Genomic DNA, 16,364 nt, shown 5'->3' with positions numbered 1-16,364 from the left:
GTTAAATGTAAAACTTCCTTAAATCCATATCTGAAAAAATGCTATTTTTAAATTCAAGACTGGATAAAAACTCATAATCCAGATCCATTTTCGCAAGCATATTGTAAAGTCTCATAAAATTGTGAATATGTTCCTTTGTACGCCTTGTGGCATATTCAATTGCAGTCCCTGTGGTCATAAGAAAGGCCCAGTCACTGCTCTGGGCAAGTAGAAGTTCTCTTGCCATCTGATTAAGACACCTTATCACCCTTTCGTCATTACTGTCTTTAAATTTTTCTGCTGCATCTGTCATAAAATTGCCGATATTCACAATATGTCTATAAATCCAGTCGTTTGTGCCATTTAACCAGACTTCAAAATAACCTTTGTCCCCCCAGGACGAAGGGTTGAGTCTTACAACTTGGTTTGTCTCAAATTCATTGAGATATTTCATTGGAGTAATAGGGACAATATCATCAGAATAGGACATCTCTTTAAAAAGATTGTAAATGAAATCTGGTCCTTCAAACCACCAATGCCCAAACAGTTCAGCATCATACGGAGATACTATCAGTGGTGGCCTGTCCATATATTTTGAAACCTCTTCAGCAAATTTGATGCGTTCATGAAGGAAATGTCTTGCATGGTCAATGGTTTTATTGAAAGCAGCTTCCGGGTTATAAGGCAATTTGTGCTCGGTATTCCCCGTAATTTTATAATATTTAAGCCCAGTGAATACCCTTGTGCCGTCAGGAACGATATAGTCTTTTATATAGTCAAAATCAAGGTCATAACCTACGTCTCTGTAAAAATCTCTGTAATTGTAGTCACCGGGATACCCCTCTTTTGAGCTCCAGACCTGTCTTGAAGATGCAACATCCCTACCGAATGCAGCGACACCTTCAGATGTATAAACCGGTGCGTAAACACCATAAACCGGTCTTGGCTTTGAGAAAATTATTCCATGTGTATCAACAAAAAAGTATCTTATACCATTTTTTTGTAAGATTTTATCAAGCCCCTCATAATAAGCGCACTCAGGTAACCATATCCCTTCTGGATATTGACCAAAATGCTTTTTGTGAGATTCCACCGCCACCTTTATCTGAGCATTCACTGCCCTGTCATTTACACTTATAAAGGGCAAAAACCCATGGGTAGCCCCGCAGGTAATTATTTCTATATTCCCAAGGTCAAGAAACTTCCTGTAACCATGTAAAATATTACCGTTTAACTCTTCAAAAACATAATTTTTTATCCGTTTTATCCTCTCATAATAAAATTCGGCAAGACGGTTAAACTCAAAATCGTTTGCAGTCCTTTTCATCTCTTTTTTGCAAAGCGTAAGCGTCCTGTCAAGATACTTCAAATATCTGTCCATAAGAAAATCGTCACTCAGCATCTCGCAAAGTGGCGGAGTCATTGATATTGTAAGTCTGAAATCTTTCCCTTCACTTTTAAGTTTTTCAAAGTTGAGCAACATTGGCGCATAACACTCTGTAATTGCCTCATAAAGCCAGTGTTCCTCAAGAAAATAATCGTATTCAGGGTGTTTTACAAAAGGCAGGTGAGAATGTAAAACAAGCATCCAATAACTTTTCATTTTTCCCCTCTTATTTTATTCGATGAATATATTGTCTTTAAAAAATTTTTTGCAATCTGGCTGCTGTCAGGTCTATGCTCATCATTACCAAGAGAAATATCTATAATTTTTGCAATATTTTCCTTAACTTGCATAAATACTACATCTTCTTGAATACTCACATAATTTGAAGGCATTTTGACGTAATTGCTCACAGAAATAGCATAAAACTCCCGGCCGCTCAAAAGACCAATTTCCGCCCATACATTTTTGTCTACAAGGGCTTCCTGACTAAAATAGTAGTTTCCCATATCAGAAATATTTCTTATGATAAATTCATCGTTATCACTCAATATTCTCAAGCATAAAAATAATTCACTTATATTATTTTCATAGGCAATAGTTTTAATTGTTTTCTCAGTGACTTCCCAAAAAACATGTACCGAGCTTGGATTTACAGGCAAAACAAAAATATAATCAAAATTATATTTTACGGGCAACTCTATATTTTCCTGCAAACTCCCCTGTTTTTCGTCATTCTCTTTTGCTGATTCATAACCAAGCTGATAAAAGTGAATCCTGGCTTCGTCGACAGATTTTTCCACCAGCTTATTCGGCATTAAGACTTGAGAAATGGCGCTTATAAGTTGACTTTTTGTCATTTTGCCTCGCCCTTTTATACCAAGCTCTTTTGCCCTTTCATAAAGCTGCTTTTTACTCAGGTTATTGAGTTTCACGACACCCTCCTATATATTTAAAACTTTTTCATACAGTTTAACATACTCCTGTGCCGATTTCACCCAGGAATAATTTTTTTTCATATTTTTTAAAATGAGGGGTTCAAGTTTTTTTTCAATATACATATTGACTGCTCTATTGATTGCATTTTTAAGGTCACTTACAGTATAATTATCAAAAACTATGCCGTGTCCATTGTCACTACCTACATCCACTACCGTATCAACCAAACCGCCGGTGCTTCTAACCACAGGAACAGCCCCATATCTCATTGCTATTAATTGAGAAATACCACAGGGCTCAAACCTTGAAGGCATAAGATAAAAGTCGGATGAAGCATAAATTTTTCTGCTAAGCGTTTCATTATAGCCATAAACAATCCGGATATTTGGTTTATTTTCAATCAACTTGAGCCTGCTTCTGGCGAAAATATCACCATCACCAAGAAAAATAAAATTTGCACCAAAATATGTCTCATTTAAAGCATCAATAATCAAATATATCCCTTTTTGTTCCGTAAATCTGGATACAAATCCAAAAAGGGGCAATCGCTCATCCAAATTATACAAATTGCAGAGTTTTGCTTTATTGGTAAACTTTCCGGAAATGTTTTTTTCATCATAATTATCAAATATAAATTTGTCTGTGGCAGGATTCCATACGTTATAATCAAGCCCGTTTAATATCCCGGCAAACTTACCTTTGTGTTTATTCAAAAACCCATCAAGCCCGAAACCATATTCAGGTCTTAACACCTCTTTGGCATAAGTGGGGCTTACCGTTGTCACAAAATCTGCCATGGCAATTCCAGCCTTCAAAAAGTTTGCCCTGCCGTAAAATTCAAGACATTCAAGGCCGCACAGCCATGGATCAATCTTCAATTTTAACACATTATCAAAATCAAAGATCCCCTGAAAAGCAAGATTGTGTATAGTAAAAAAATACTTTGCATTTATATCGTAAAATTCTGTCTTCCCCACCGCTGGCACCAGGGCTGCCTGCCAATCATGGCAATGTATTATGTCTGTTTTGCCTATAAAGTATTTGACCAAATTAAGTGCAGCTTTTGAAAAAGCACCAAATATTAAAAAATTATCTTCGTAATCCGCCCCATCTTTCCCGTAGTATCCCCCCCTTTCAAACAGAAAAAGGTTTGATAAAAAAATAAAAGTGACGCCTTCTTTGACAGTGGTAAAAATACCAAATTCGTAGATACCAAGCTCTGTGTCCACCCATGTCTTTCTGCCGCTAAATTTTATATCTTCAAAGTTTTTAAGTATATTCTTATAAAGTGGTGATATCACATAGACTTTGTTACCCATTTTCCTTTGGGCAACAGGCAAAGAATATAAAACATCAGCAAGACCACCTGTTTTTGAAAACGGATAAACCTCACTTGTAATATGGACAATATTCATTTTTCACCTTTCAAAACCTTTGCTGCAAATTCCGGTGCAACCGGGTTTACATGAAGACCAAAGCCGCACTCAATTCCACCGTATTTGTTAATCCTTGGAATTATTTTTATGTGATAATGGTAAAACAAATTTATATGCTTCAACTTCTCATGCATCGGCCCCTCCAGGTTTACAGGACAACTGTACAAAACCATATTAAGCGGGATATCTCCCAAATGTTCATTGTAAGCCTGAAATATTTTTATCAGCATAAGTGACAGGTCATTGATCTGTACATCGGTTATTTCAAAGAAATTATGACTGTGCCTTTTAGGATAAATTTCCACCTGGAAAGGGTATCTTGATGCATATGGAATGAATGAAATAAAATGCTCGGTTACAAACAGTTTTCTTTCACTTTCTGATTCAAACCTTAAAACATCACAGAAAAGGCATCTGTCTTTTTCTTCATAAAACTCCATCCCCCTTTGAATCTCTTCAGTCACTCTGTGTGGAACCACAGGCATCCCTACAATTTGAGAATGGGGGTGTTTCATTGTAGCGCCAGCTAAAAATCCGTAATTTTTAAAAAATGAAATAAATTTTATACGTATATCTCTGCTCAAATCATTCCCTCTTTCTTTGACAGCATTAAATATATTAAACCACATTTTGTCTGAGTATTCACTTAGCTTTAGATTATGCTCTCTGCTTTCTATTATTACTTCGTGCGCTCCAACTGTAGAATGATAATCATAGGTACCAACAGAATAAGAAATTTTATCCTGCTCCACGGTAAAGAGAGGGTATTTGTTAGGGATAACTTTTAACAGATATTCACCTGCAAGTTTTTCATAATCTTTTATCCCATATATAATCTTTCCTATCATACCTTCGTTGCCCGGACAAAATGGGCAATTTCCCGGACCAAAACTTTCGTCCTCTTTCTCTTTTAGAAAATAATCCCCACGTTCACCTCTGTCAGGTGATATAAGAATCCACTCCCCGCTTATCGGGTTAAATCGCATCTCAGTCAATTAGACCCCCAAAACTTTAAATATCCCTTTAAATTTAAGATTTTTATCAAATTTAAAAATAAAATTAAGACTTACCCCCTGCAAGGTAAGATCTGCACCCGACTCTGACTGGGATACTGTTTCAACACGGTAGAAGGCAGCTTTTTCAGGAAGTTTATCTTGAAAATTTATTTCAATCCCCAATTTTGAATCTCTGGATAAAATTTTATAGACCCTTTTAGCTTCAAGCAAACCTTCACCCTTTAACCCTTCAAGAAAAACATTTTCATTGTCAAAAAAATGAAAATTAAATTCCAGCATAAAAAACAGATTTTCAGCTTCACTTCTGATCTCATATTCAAATATTATATTATCATCTTCTCTTATAAATTTTTTACCAAGCGACGTATCGTATTTTACCCCTTCTCTGTATATCCCTCCACTTCTTGTAAAGACAACGCAATCATCAAAAATTTCGTTTTTAAATGTTTTGTTTACAAAGTCGCCAATTTCCTTAAACTCACACCTTTTTATCTTCGAAAAATCCCAATCATCCAGAAAATGATCAATAAAAGATTGCCTGTTATACCAGTCAAATGCAATCTTTGACTTCATCTCTTCAGTAAGATTTATATCTATTTCATGTATTGTTGAAATCCCTGTGTCCTCCTGATTCTTAATTTCGTCAGAGCTAATCAGTTGTTTGTGATACCCCTCAAAACGGCGGCTCATTGTATTAAGCAGATTAAGGCCATACTTCTTTACATCAAGAAAAACAAGCCCTGCCCCCACAGCAGGATTGTATACATATTTAATTTTCTCTGTATTTATTATTACCTGTTTAAATCCATCCATTAAAATATCCTGCTCATACACTTTATTTAACAGATTCAGTTTCCTATCCAGAATACTTTCAGCCTCGATAATGTATCTGTAAGCATTATCCCTTAAATTGGGAAGGTAAATACCTCCAAAGATTCCATGCCAGAAGACATCATTGCACTGTGCCCTGTAAATGAGGTCTGTCAAATGCTCATCTTGAAAATCATTCATTTTGGAAACATGAAGCATCCGCTTATGAATGTAGTTACTCTCCGGATACTTTATAAAGAAATTTTTCCAGATTGAACCTTTTATAAATGTTTCGGCACTTTCTTTGTATTCGGTTGATTTTATAAATTTCTCCAGTGATTTAAGCTCTATAAACTTATCGGCAAATAGCGACCATTCCCCCATTTCCATATAAGAGGTCACAGGCAGATAGGCAAAACCGTTTGGTTTAATATTTTTGACAAAATGAGAAAAAAGCTCAAAATTATGCTCTGACTTCTCAAAAAGTTCAAAAAATCTGTCAAACCAGCCATCCTCATATACCCATTTATATGTTTTTGGCCAGACTCCAAACTTTTCCCCATCATCAAAAAGACAGCCGCACAAGCCCCCCTTTCTTTCAATTTCATCAAGATATCCGGATATTATTTCCGGCTCTTTGAAAGGCACAAGATATCTGAGTTTCTGGTCTATGGGGAAAACCTTCATCAAGACACCATCCTGCTCTGTGTTGAAATAACCGTAAAGACTATCTTTGAAAAATCCAACGGAAGTAAAATGGTAATCATCAACAATAAGATATTCCATACCGCATTCTGCCACATCCGGAACAATGGCAGCGTCCCATACCCTTTCAGTAAGCCATAAACCTTTTGGCTTTTGTCCAAAGTAGTTTTCTATAAACTTAGAAAGCTTTAATATCTGGCCTATTCTATCTTTTGAAGGGATTGAAGAAAGTACCGGCTCATAATATCCACCGGTAAAAAATTCTATCCTATTCTCGTCTGCAAGTTTTTTCATCATTTTGAAAGTATCCGCTGAATTTACCCTTATATAATCAAGAAGCCATCCACTAAAATGAACTGAAAATTTAAACCACTTAAAAGGAAGTACCTTTTCAAAAAAAGGGCGATAGCTTTTTTCTATTATTTCATCAACAACTTTACTAAAATTGTCCACTGGCTGGTGACAGTGGATGCCAAACAATACCGGGATTCCCATAATGACCTCACACAATCCATTCGTTTATATTAAAACTATAAAGATTCAACCTTAATGGTGAATATAGCGGAGCCTTGTCAATAAGTTTTTTTTCATCATATACACTAAAAAAGATATCTACCCTTTTAGAGTGAAAGAGATTGAGACTAACCCCCATTTCAAAAACAGTCTCAAATGAAACATTAAAATCTCCTTCTGGAATATTTGAAATCAAATTTTTTGAACCAAAATAGTATTTCAAGAAATAGTCATTAGAGTTAAAAAGCTTTATCTCAAGAAAGAGTTTTTCTATGGATAAATTTTCCAACTTCAAATCAAGCATAATATAAAAATTTTCTCTGTCAAATCCCCACAGCATCTTTGATAAAATATTTTCTCCGATATTCATTGAAGACATATCATATTTTAAATTTACTTCCCCTGCACCTAAATATTCAAAATAATTGTCAACAACCCCATTTATGTCAGGAGAAATAAAATTTTTCGGATATATAATTCTCTGCGAAGCCGTATCCTGCTTCTTTATAGGCTCATACAAAAATGATGGTGGGTTAACGCCTATTTTTTTGTAAACTGCAATTAGATTGCTTCTGAAAAGATAATCAAACACACCAGCCTGTGACGTGTAATGGTCATCCCCATACCACCAGAACCAATCGCTACCTTCTGCTACTCTCAAATTATTTTTGGCTTCATCAATATTTTTTATATGTGAGCCATTTTTCTCAAAATTCATCAAATCTTTCTTAACAAGGAAAACATATTCCCAGGCCTTGTTTTTTTCTGGGTGTCCCACCCATGTGGTAAAATCGCCGTAAATCCATGACCCTGCAACAATATTTCCCAGCTTCCCAGCATTATCGTTATTCTTTTTTATCATTTCGGTTGGAGTAACTGTTTCAATCCACTCAATTTTCATAAGTCTTTCAAAAAGTGCATGAAAAAAATCGGAAGCATTTTTCTTATAAAATTCCCATGCATTCTCACCATCCAAAATAACTGTAACAACAGGCTCATGTTCACATAAGTCGTAAATATTTTTGAGTTTTTTTATAAAGTCGCAGGCAGCATCAACTGCATCCATTTTTGAATATACAAAGCCGATAAGATCGCTCAAATGTTTGTCTCTGAAAAATATAGATATTTTTTTGTCTGAATAAATGTATCTTTTATATAAATTGCTTCTATTTTCAGAGAGTTTCAGATTAATTTTAAGGGAGTTTGACAACACGTCTTCATCTGTGGCACACCACTTAAAATAATCACCAAAAATTGACACTGCATTATTGCTCACCGAACCTTCAGCAGGCCATACACCTTTAGGCTTTATCCCAAAATATTTTTCAAATTCTTTTAATCCCTCCGTAAGGTTCCAGATTGCATCATCCTCCAATGAAAACGCATTTTCCGGAATTTTTATGTCTCTTTTTACCTCAAGTGCTGATTTCATATCAAGAAGAAGCGGGAAAATAGGATGGTAGTATGGAGTTACACTAAGCTCTATCTTATTATTTGAGTATAATTTTTTATAATAATCAAAAATATATCCGATCTTTCCTGTCAAAATTTTCAAAAGAGAATCTTTCTCATCCTCATTAAAATCTCTGTCCTTTACAATTAATGATTTTATAAGTGACGATTCCTCCCTTATAAATTCTCCCGTCCACGCAAGTAAAAACTGTACTTTCAAATCAAGAAGTTCCTGATAGTTGAACCGCGAATGCCTGTCATTGGAAAATTTTTCATAAAGCTCTTTATATCTATCTGACCTTGAAATCATATTTTGCAAGTTTGCCATAAACATGGCTGGCACAAGAAACTCATAATCTTTTTCGGGTAAAAATTTATCGTTAGCCTTTATTAGTTTTATGAGTCTGTCATTGACATCAAGACTGCAGTAGTCTTTTATCTGCCTTAACAGTGAAGGGACAAAGTTGAAAGTCCCTTTAGCATTATAAAGCTCATAATATCTCGGTATTTCAAGATAATCCTTTGTGCCGTGTAAAAACACCCATGGTAAAAGATATTGCCCCGTTTCAGGGTCTTTATAGTAAGGCTGATGCATGTGCCAGATAAATTGCAAATAGAGCTTTTTCATTACTCTTCCGAAAGCCACAAATTAATTTTTGAAATGTATTCTTTTAGCAAATTTTCTTTTTTCTCCTCACTTTGTGCCTCAACATAAAGGTGTACATCAGCTGAAAACTGGTCAGGAATCATCAAAACCCAGGAGTCCTGAAACTTTATCTTCACCCCATCCACATACGATGCGTCCTTATCCATTGCATCTTCACTCATTCTGCGCATAATATAGCCCTTTTTGTTTAAAGGGCAGCTGATAATGCTGTGGGCATAATAGTATTCAGGGATTGTTGCTTTTACCTCACTAAGTGAAATCCCCGCCTTTGAAAGCAACTCAAGAATTTTAAGGGCATTAAAAACTGCATCAGGACAAACTGCATAACGGGGAAAACTCATGTAGAGATTATCCCAGCCGATAAAGTCAAACTCATTCAAAAACTCGTATTTCAACCCGGAAGATTTCCCTCTTACGACTTCCACATTTTCAAGCCCAAAGTCAAAAACTGTCGGCATCATTATAGGCAAATAAGCCTTGGTCTTTTTAGCAGCAGTCATATCAAGAAGTTTTAATATTAACATAACGACATCTTCATGAGCCAACGCTTCCCCTTTATCCGTAAACAACTGCAATCTTTCAGCATTTTGATAAATTATAAAACCCAGATCAGCGTTAAGGGATTTGATAATACTTGACACCTGAGACATTGATTCATTTATGCTCTTAAAGCTTCTTGATAGTTTTTTTTCATCAAAATATGCATTTATAACAACAGGCTCTACACCAGCGCCTGTCATAATATTTGGAATTATTGAAGAACCTGTACCATTGAAAAGATCCATTACAATCTTAAAATTGCCCCTTTTAATGCAATCAAGATCTATTTGTGAATATATATTGTTTATATACTCATCGGAGCGAGGCGATAAGTCGATTAGATTACCTATATCTTCGTGGGTAGCCCTTCTAAAATTCTCCCTGAAGAAAATTCTTTCTATATTTTTTTCCGTATTGGAATCTATAGGCATACCATTGCCATCCGAAATAATTATTTCTGTATCTGTGGAAGATATATTGGACTGTCTGAAATATATACACATTGAAGCTCCAAGGGTCTTCATCCGCCATTTTGCCATTGAAGGGGTGGCAAGCTTTAAGTCATAAGTATTTACACCTGCAGATAATATCCCACCCAAAAAAGCCCTTTTTATCATCCTTGAGGCACTGTGGTAATCCCTGCTTAAAATAACATATGAATTTTTGGGCAACACACTCCCCACAGCAGCACCAAGCTTTGCTGCCATTTCCGGAGACATCTCTATATTTGTCCTTGCTACTACTTTCCCACCTTCAAATATAGATTTTTTCCACTTATCTCCCCATATCAGATTTGAACTTAAAATCGAGCTACTTTCGATATGTTTGTTAGGCCATACCATTATATCTTTTTCAAAAGTTACGTTGTCTCCAATCTCGGTGTGCTCTGCAATAATACCACCCTTTATGATATTTGCATTTTTCCCTATCATAACATCATTACAAACAACACAGTTATTTATCACTGACCCCCTATTGATAGAAACATTGTCCCATATTACGCTGTTTTCAATCACGCAATCTTTTTCAATACTCACGTTATTTCCCAAACAACTGTTTACTACCAGCGCCCCTTTTTCAATTCTTACATTCCTACCCATAAAAACTGTCCCGCTCACACTGGACTCATCAAAAGAACAATCATCAAGGCAATAAACTTTTGCATGTTTAACATCATGCAACAACTGCCCTGTTTCAAGCCTGAGTATATTTGAAAAAATATCGGAAAAAACTTCCCTGTAAGATACGGGATTACCCACATCCCTCCAGTACCCTTTTGCGACATACCCTTTTAGCTCTATATTTCTGGACATAAGGGAAGGAAACAGGTCCTTTGAAAAATCAAACGGCTTATCTTCCGGAATATATTTGAATACATCAGATTTAAACACATAAATACCTGTATTTATCGTGTCACTAAAAACCTCGCCCCAGCCAGGTTTTTCAAGAAACCTTAGAATTGTTGCATTCTTATCAGTTATAACAACTCCAAACTGCAAAGGGTCTTCAACCTGGGTTAGACAGATTGTCCCAAATGAATTGTTAAGCTTATGAAAACCGATAATTTCATTCAAATCAAAATCCGTTACCAGATCACCACTAATTACGATAAAATCATCTTTTCCGACAAGCTTTTCAGCTTTTTTAACTGCACCTGCCGTACCATAATCCCCATCAGGTAAAATGTATTTTATATTAACCCCAAAGGCACTGCCATCCCCAAAATGCTTTTTTATCACATCCGGTTTATAATAAAGCAAAATTATAATTTCAGTTATACCTGCAGCCTTCAGTTTTAAAATTATGTACTCCATCATGGGCTTATTCAAAACAGGAAGCATAGGTTTTGGCAAGGATGAAGTAAGCGGCTGAATCCTTGTCCCAAATCCGCCTGCCATTACAATTGCTTTCATTTTTCCCCCTTTTATGACCAGATAAACAGGTTGTTTTCAAATCTATTTTTTATAAATTTATGTCTCGGAAATATACAAAATGCTGCCTTAAACCTTCCCGGACACTCAAGCGTTACTTCTGATTCGTACACAGAGAAATTATTTTCCATTTTCACAAATTCAAGTGGAACAAATCTAAAAGCTTCGTCTCTGTCACATTCCCTTTTAATAATGCATACCACCTCCATATCCGACTGAACAAGATTGTTGATATCCACTTTGACCACAGCCTTTATTTTCTCCCCAACCTTTAATTCTTTATATTCAAAATCGCTTTCTCCCACCTTTATATATTGCCAGACCCCTTCAACCTTTTTTCTCCACTGAACAAAATCTTTAAGGGGAGCAAAATCATCTTCAGAAAGCTCAAAATACATTTTGTGCAATTCTTCGTAAAATTTTTCAGAATATTCTATAACCATTCTGGTAGTATTAAAAAAAGAGGCAACAGACTTTATTGAATTTTTCATTACTTTTAGCCATTCCCGGGGTATAGCGGTCTTATCTCTATCATAAAACATAGGGATAATTTCATTTTCAAGTTTGTCATACAATTCTTCACTTTCAACATAATCCTGGTATTTTGTGTCGCTATAATTTTCTCCAAATCCTATAGACCATCCGTTATGGCCATTGTATCCTTCATCCCACCAGCCATCCATTATAGAAAAGTTTATCCCACCGTTTGCAGCAACTTTCATCCCACTTGTGCCGCTTGCCTCCATAGGACGGCGAGGGTTGTTAAGCCAGACATCAACCCCCCTTACCAGATATTTTGCCATTTGAATATCGTAATCCTCTAAAAATATTACCTTATTTTTAAATTCTTGCTGTCTCGTAATATGCTTTATCTGTTTTATTATCTCTTTGCCACCGTTATCTTTTGGATGTGCTTTACCGGCAATAATAATCTGTACGGGTCGTTTTGGATCATTTAGTATCTTTGCAAGCCTTTCAGATTCCATAAAAAGCAGATAACCTCTTTTATATGTAGCAAATCTTCTTGCAAAACCTATCGTCAAAACATCTGAGCGAAGTGCCTCCTGAGCGCTCAAAACTTCACTGTGTGAACCACCTTTTTTTCTTACTTCACTTTTCAATTTCCTTCTCACATATTCTATAAGCCTTGACCTTAAAATATTTTTTGTTTCAAACAACTCAAGTTCAGGGATATCATCAACATTTTCCCACACTTCAAACTTGTGGGGCTTTAAATACCATTCCTCACCAAGGTACCTATTATAAAGCCTTTTGCATTCATCGGATACCCATGTAGGCAAATGAACGCCATTGGTAATATAATCTATGGGGACAAACTCTTCGGGTATGTTTTTCCATAAATTGTGGAATATACCTTTTGAAACTTTCCCGTGCAATTTACTCACACCGTTTCTAAAAACACTCCCCTTAGCAGAAAACACAGCCAGAGAAAATGGTTCAGATCTGTTGTAGGGCTCAAATCTTCCCATTTTTAATATATCATCTATTTTAAGAGGAGCATTAAAGTACACACTCCCCAGATTCCTTACAATCTCCCCTTCGCTAAATACATCAAATCCTGCAGGTACAGGTGTGTGGGTAGTAAATAGTGTTGTCTTTTTGACAAACTCAAATGCTTCTTCAAAATTTAGCCCCTTTTCCAGCATCAAGTCATTTACCCTTTCACAGATTGAAAATGCAGGGTGTCCCTCATTCAGGTGAAATACTGTGGGAGCAATTCCCAGTTTATTTAAAGCCTTAACACCCCCAATTCCAAGCAGAATTTCTTGCTTTATTCTCATATTAGGATCGCCGTCATACAGTTTGCCAGTTATTTTTCTGTTTGACTCGCTATTTTCAGGTATATCAGTATCAAGGAGGACAAATTTCACCATGCCAAGATGAATATGCCATATCTTTGCCTTAATTACCCCTTCGGGAGAATTTATTTCGATATAGTTTTTCTCACCTTTATCATCTGTAGATTCTGTAATAGGCATAAGGGAAAAATCATTATTAGGGTAATTCTCAAGTTGCCATCCATCGGAATTCAAATACTGGTGAAAGTATCCATTCCTGTACAAAAGCCCAACTGCAACAAATGGGAGCCCTATATCACTTGCTGACTTGCAATGATCTCCCGATAAAATCCCAAGCCCACCGGCATAAGTTTGAATCGACTCATGAAGGCCATATTCCATCGAAAAATATGCAACAAGCATACTATCCTTGAAAGGGATATCTTTTTTTAGCTCAAACCACTTTGGCGTCTGGATATAGTCGATATATAAATTCCAGACATAATCAAGCCTTGATAAAAACACCTGGTCACTTGCAAGTTCGTCCATTTTATTTTTATCTATTGATGACAAAACCTCAATGGGGTTATGCATACTATTTTCCCATAAATCAGGATTTATCATCTTAAAAAGGTCCTTTGCAGAATTGTTGTATGTCCACCAGAGATTGTAAGCAAGAGACTCCAGCTTTTTAAGGGTATCCGGGAAGTTAATCCTCACATAAAATTCCTTATAGTTCATATGCCCTCCTGTGTCTTTTACAATATTATACACGATTCCTTTTTTACAATCAAATATTCATGAAATTGATTGATTATTTTTGCAATAATACTATAATCCCCAAAAAATTTTGTAGGGTAACTATGACAGAGCTTAATATTGAAGGGTACCACTTAAAACCTTTTACTATCAAAGAAAAACAATTGATGGAGTCTTATCTGAAATACATCACAACTGACATTGATGTCAGTGACTACTCTTTTGCTGCAAACTTCATATGGCTTTCGGGCGCAACAGGATTTTACAGCATAGTCAACGACACATTCTGCCTTTTTAATCTTAATGGTGGCGAATTGTCCATGTTGCTCCCACCAATCGGGAAGCTTGAAAATGTGAATGATGCAATGCTAACCTGTTTTGAAATTATGAATACAAACAATACTTCACTTTCTTATTCAAAAATAGAATATGTCAGCACCTATTTTGTCCAGTCTTTTATCGAATACTCTGAAGATGCAGATATTTTTCAAGCGCTCGATAATTACATCATTGAGAAAAAGAACATCGACTACGTATATCTCGCAGACGATCTGATCAATTTGAAAGGCAATTCTTACGCTACCAAAAGAAATGAGATAAACAAATTCAGAAAAAATTATCCAAATATCAGCATTGAGACTTTGAATCCTGAATCTCATTATAACGGAATCATGGAACTTACAAACAGCTGGATTGTGAACAGGATGAAGTATCTTCCTAATGTGGATATGGATACTTTTATTGATGGGATAAATTGGGAAAGGGCTGCAATAAAAAGAACCTTAAACTACTATAATAAACTTGACATTATAGGTGTGGTTTTAAAATTTGGTGAAAAAATTGTAGGTTTTACAGTCGGGGAAAGGTTAAATGATAAAACTGCAAGTGTAATTATAGAAAAAACAGACTTCTTTACCCTTGGTGCAGCACAGTACATTTTCTGGGAATTTTCCAAAATACTCAAAAGCACTTACGATATTGTTTATGTAAACGTCGGAGATGATATGGGTCTTGAAAATCTCAAAAAAGTCAAAATGTCATACAGACCTCATACATTACTTCCAAAATATACAATTTATCAAAAATTATGATTGTAAGAGACGCCGTAAAGGAAGATCTGGCAAAAATTGCTGCACTTGAAAAAATCATTTTTGATGAGAACAATTTTCCCATGTCTTTAAGAAATCTCCGGTATCATTTTAAAAAGGGGAACAAAATCTATGTAGCAAAAATTGACAACCATCTTGCAGGCTATGCTGTAATTTTTTTAAGAAAAGATTATGCAAGAATATACAGCATTGCCACCAATCCGGACTTTAATGGGAAAGGGATTGGTAACTTACTGATGAAGCACATTATTGCACAACATTCTGACAAAAAATATATAAGCCTCGAAGTAAGAAGTGACAATACAAGAGCAATAAAGCTCTATGAAAAGTTTGGTTTTAAGGTTGTAAAGATTTTACCCGAATATTATGACGATGGATGCTCCGGTTACAAAATGAAAAAAATATTTACATAATCTTTGAGCGAAAAACAAAAAATACAGCGCCGAGAATACATATTCCGGCGTATAAATAGTCAAGACTTAGTTTTTCTTTCATATAAAATATCGAGAATGGAACAAATACTGACAAAGTAATAACTTCCTGGATAATTTTCAGCTGACCCACAGTTAATACTTTATGACCAATTCTGTTGGCAGGCACCTGAAGTACATATTCAAAAAATGCAATCCCCCAACTCACAACAATTGCAAATATTAATGGCTTTGTACCAAAAGATTTTAGATGTCCATACCAGGCAAACGTCATAAAAATATTGCTCATTGCAAGCAAAAAAATTGTAGCCCATATCCCCATATATTTATACCCTCTTGAACCGTTGATTTTAAAATGCTCATTACTTCCAATTTTTTTAAAAATCAATAGGTTTTTTATTGCCAAACACCTCTTTTATATATTAAAAAATTCGGGTGGAGGAAATTTATGAAAAAAATAAGTTTTTTAATTGTTTTTGTGTCAATTCTGGTTGTCTATTTCCTTTCCGGCTATAAAAGATATGAAGTTTATAAGGGGTGGGAAAAAAACCGAGATATCTATTTTGTGGACAATATCACAGCCATGACCACTCTTGATGCCTACTATTGGCTAAAGATGGCAAAAGACTTTGATGAGGGGAAGTTAGGTAAAGATTATCTTGACCCACTGAAGGAATTTCCGGATATGCGATGTTATAAAGATAGGCCAAATATGCTTGTATGGCTTATAAGTTTTACGCATAAAATAACCGGGCTTGATTACTACAAGTCGGGGCTCGCCTTGATTCCGATATTGGCAGGGCTTTTTTGCATCCCTCTGTTTTTTTATTTTTTCAAAGTTGATTACGGAGAATCAGCAATTTTAGGGGGGTTGCTCGGAAGTTTTAGTTTTGC

Annotated in this window: 11 protein-coding genes and 1 pseudogene; 3 read left to right on the top strand and 9 right to left on the bottom strand. The window is 35.6% G+C overall.

All coding sequences use genetic code 11. The features are described from left to right. Window position 1: 1 nt before the first annotated feature. From ACTCAF_RS06770 to glgP, 8 genes are read right to left on the bottom strand one after another with little or no spacing between them, the layout of a single operon-like run. Window positions 2–1,582: a glycoside hydrolase family 57 protein gene (locus ACTCAF_RS06770; RefSeq protein ID WP_463062535.1), complete on the bottom strand. Its 1,581-nt coding sequence runs from the start codon at window positions 1,580–1,582 to the stop codon at window positions 2–4. Next, window positions 1,579–2,298: a DUF4912 domain-containing protein gene (locus ACTCAF_RS06765; protein ID WP_463062534.1), complete on the bottom strand. Its 720-nt coding sequence runs from the start codon at window positions 2,296–2,298 to the stop codon at window positions 1,579–1,581. Before ACTCAF_RS06765 ends, ACTCAF_RS06770 begins: the two co-directional genes overlap by 4 nt. 9 nt (window positions 2,299–2,307) lie before the next feature. Next, window positions 2,308–3,717 carry a glycogen synthase gene (locus tag ACTCAF_RS06760; RefSeq protein ID WP_463062533.1) on the bottom strand — a complete coding sequence of 470 codons (1,410 nt, stop codon included), beginning with the start codon at window positions 3,715–3,717 and terminating at the stop codon, window positions 2,308–2,310. Continuing rightward, window positions 3,714–4,724: a galactose-1-phosphate uridylyltransferase gene (gene galT, locus ACTCAF_RS06755; RefSeq protein WP_463062562.1), complete on the bottom strand. Its 1,011-nt coding sequence runs from the start codon at window positions 4,722–4,724 to the stop codon at window positions 3,714–3,716. The genes ACTCAF_RS06760 and galT overlap by 4 nt, the downstream gene beginning before the upstream one ends. Window positions 4,725–4,733: 9 nt before the next feature. Further along, window positions 4,734–6,764 carry an alpha-amylase/4-alpha-glucanotransferase domain-containing protein gene (locus ACTCAF_RS06750; protein ID WP_463062532.1) on the bottom strand — a complete coding sequence of 677 codons (2,031 nt, stop codon included), beginning with the start codon at window positions 6,762–6,764 and terminating at the stop codon, window positions 4,734–4,736. Between the two features lie 7 nt (window positions 6,765–6,771). Beyond that, window positions 6,772–8,862, bottom strand: coding sequence for a glycoside hydrolase family 57 protein (locus ACTCAF_RS06745; RefSeq protein WP_463062531.1), 2,091 nt, complete (start codon window positions 8,860–8,862; stop codon window positions 6,772–6,774). After that, entirely contained in the window at window positions 8,862–11,354 is a 2,493-nt protein-coding gene (locus ACTCAF_RS06740; protein ID WP_463062530.1) for a sugar phosphate nucleotidyltransferase, read from the bottom strand. Before ACTCAF_RS06740 ends, ACTCAF_RS06745 begins: the two co-directional genes overlap by 1 nt. Window positions 11,355–11,365: 11 nt before the next feature. Then, entirely contained in the window at window positions 11,366–13,912 is a 2,547-nt protein-coding gene (glgP, locus tag ACTCAF_RS06735; RefSeq protein ID WP_463062529.1) for an alpha-glucan family phosphorylase, read from the bottom strand. A 122-nt stretch (window positions 13,913–14,034) separates the two neighbouring features. Here glgP and ACTCAF_RS06730 point away from each other — a divergent pair, with 122 nt between their 5' ends. Beyond that, a complete protein-coding gene (locus ACTCAF_RS06730) occupies window positions 14,035–15,021 on the top strand; it encodes a DUF2156 domain-containing protein (protein WP_463062561.1) in 987 nt (328 codons plus the stop codon). Next, the gene (gene rimI / locus ACTCAF_RS06725) at window positions 15,018–15,452 is read left to right on the top strand and encodes a ribosomal protein S18-alanine N-acetyltransferase (protein ID WP_463062528.1); all 435 of its coding nucleotides are present in this window, start codon (window positions 15,018–15,020) and stop codon (window positions 15,450–15,452) included. The genes ACTCAF_RS06730 and rimI overlap by 4 nt, the downstream gene beginning before the upstream one ends. Here the strand turns inward: rimI and ACTCAF_RS06720 are convergent. Then, complete coding sequence (locus tag ACTCAF_RS06720; RefSeq protein ID WP_463062560.1) at window positions 15,445–15,792, bottom strand: DMT family protein; 348 nt, start codon at window positions 15,790–15,792, stop codon at window positions 15,445–15,447. The two genes, rimI and ACTCAF_RS06720, sit on opposite strands and share 8 nt — an antisense overlap. A 126-nt stretch (window positions 15,793–15,918) precedes the next feature. Here ACTCAF_RS06720 and ACTCAF_RS06715 point away from each other — a divergent pair. Further along, window positions 15,919–16,364: pseudogene (locus ACTCAF_RS06715) on the top strand (hypothetical protein); the annotation flags it as partial.

This window comes from Deferrivibrio sp., from assembly GCF_055117995.1.
Note: the sequence above shows the minus strand (reverse complement) of the source record. Positions and strands in the feature narration are given on the sequence as shown.

Coding starts and splice junctions, on each gene's coding strand:
- ACTCAF_RS06770 (WP_463062535.1), bottom strand. CDS start 1,582: ATGAAAAGTTATTGGATGCTTGTTTTACATTCTCACCTGCCTTTTGTA.
- ACTCAF_RS06760 (WP_463062533.1), bottom strand. CDS start 3,717: ATGAATATTGTCCATATTACAAGTGAGGTTTATCCGTTTTCAAAAACA.
- galT (WP_463062562.1), bottom strand. CDS start 4,724: ATGCGATTTAACCCGATAAGCGGGGAGTGGATTCTTATATCACCTGAC.
- ACTCAF_RS06750 (WP_463062532.1), bottom strand. CDS start 6,764: ATGGGAATCCCGGTATTGTTTGGCATCCACTGTCACCAGCCAGTGGAC.
- ACTCAF_RS06745 (WP_463062531.1), bottom strand. CDS start 8,862: ATGAAAAAGCTCTATTTGCAATTTATCTGGCACATGCATCAGCCTTAC.
- ACTCAF_RS06740 (WP_463062530.1), bottom strand. CDS start 11,354: ATGAAAGCAATTGTAATGGCAGGCGGATTTGGGACAAGGATTCAGCCG.
- glgP (WP_463062529.1), bottom strand. CDS start 13,912: ATGAACTATAAGGAATTTTATGTGAGGATTAACTTCCCGGATACCCTT.
- ACTCAF_RS06730 (WP_463062561.1), top strand. CDS start 14,035: ATGACAGAGCTTAATATTGAAGGGTACCACTTAAAACCTTTTACTATC.
- rimI (WP_463062528.1), top strand. CDS start 15,018: ATGATTGTAAGAGACGCCGTAAAGGAAGATCTGGCAAAAATTGCTGCA.
- ACTCAF_RS06720 (WP_463062560.1), bottom strand. CDS start 15,792: ATGGGGATATGGGCTACAATTTTTTTGCTTGCAATGAGCAATATTTTT.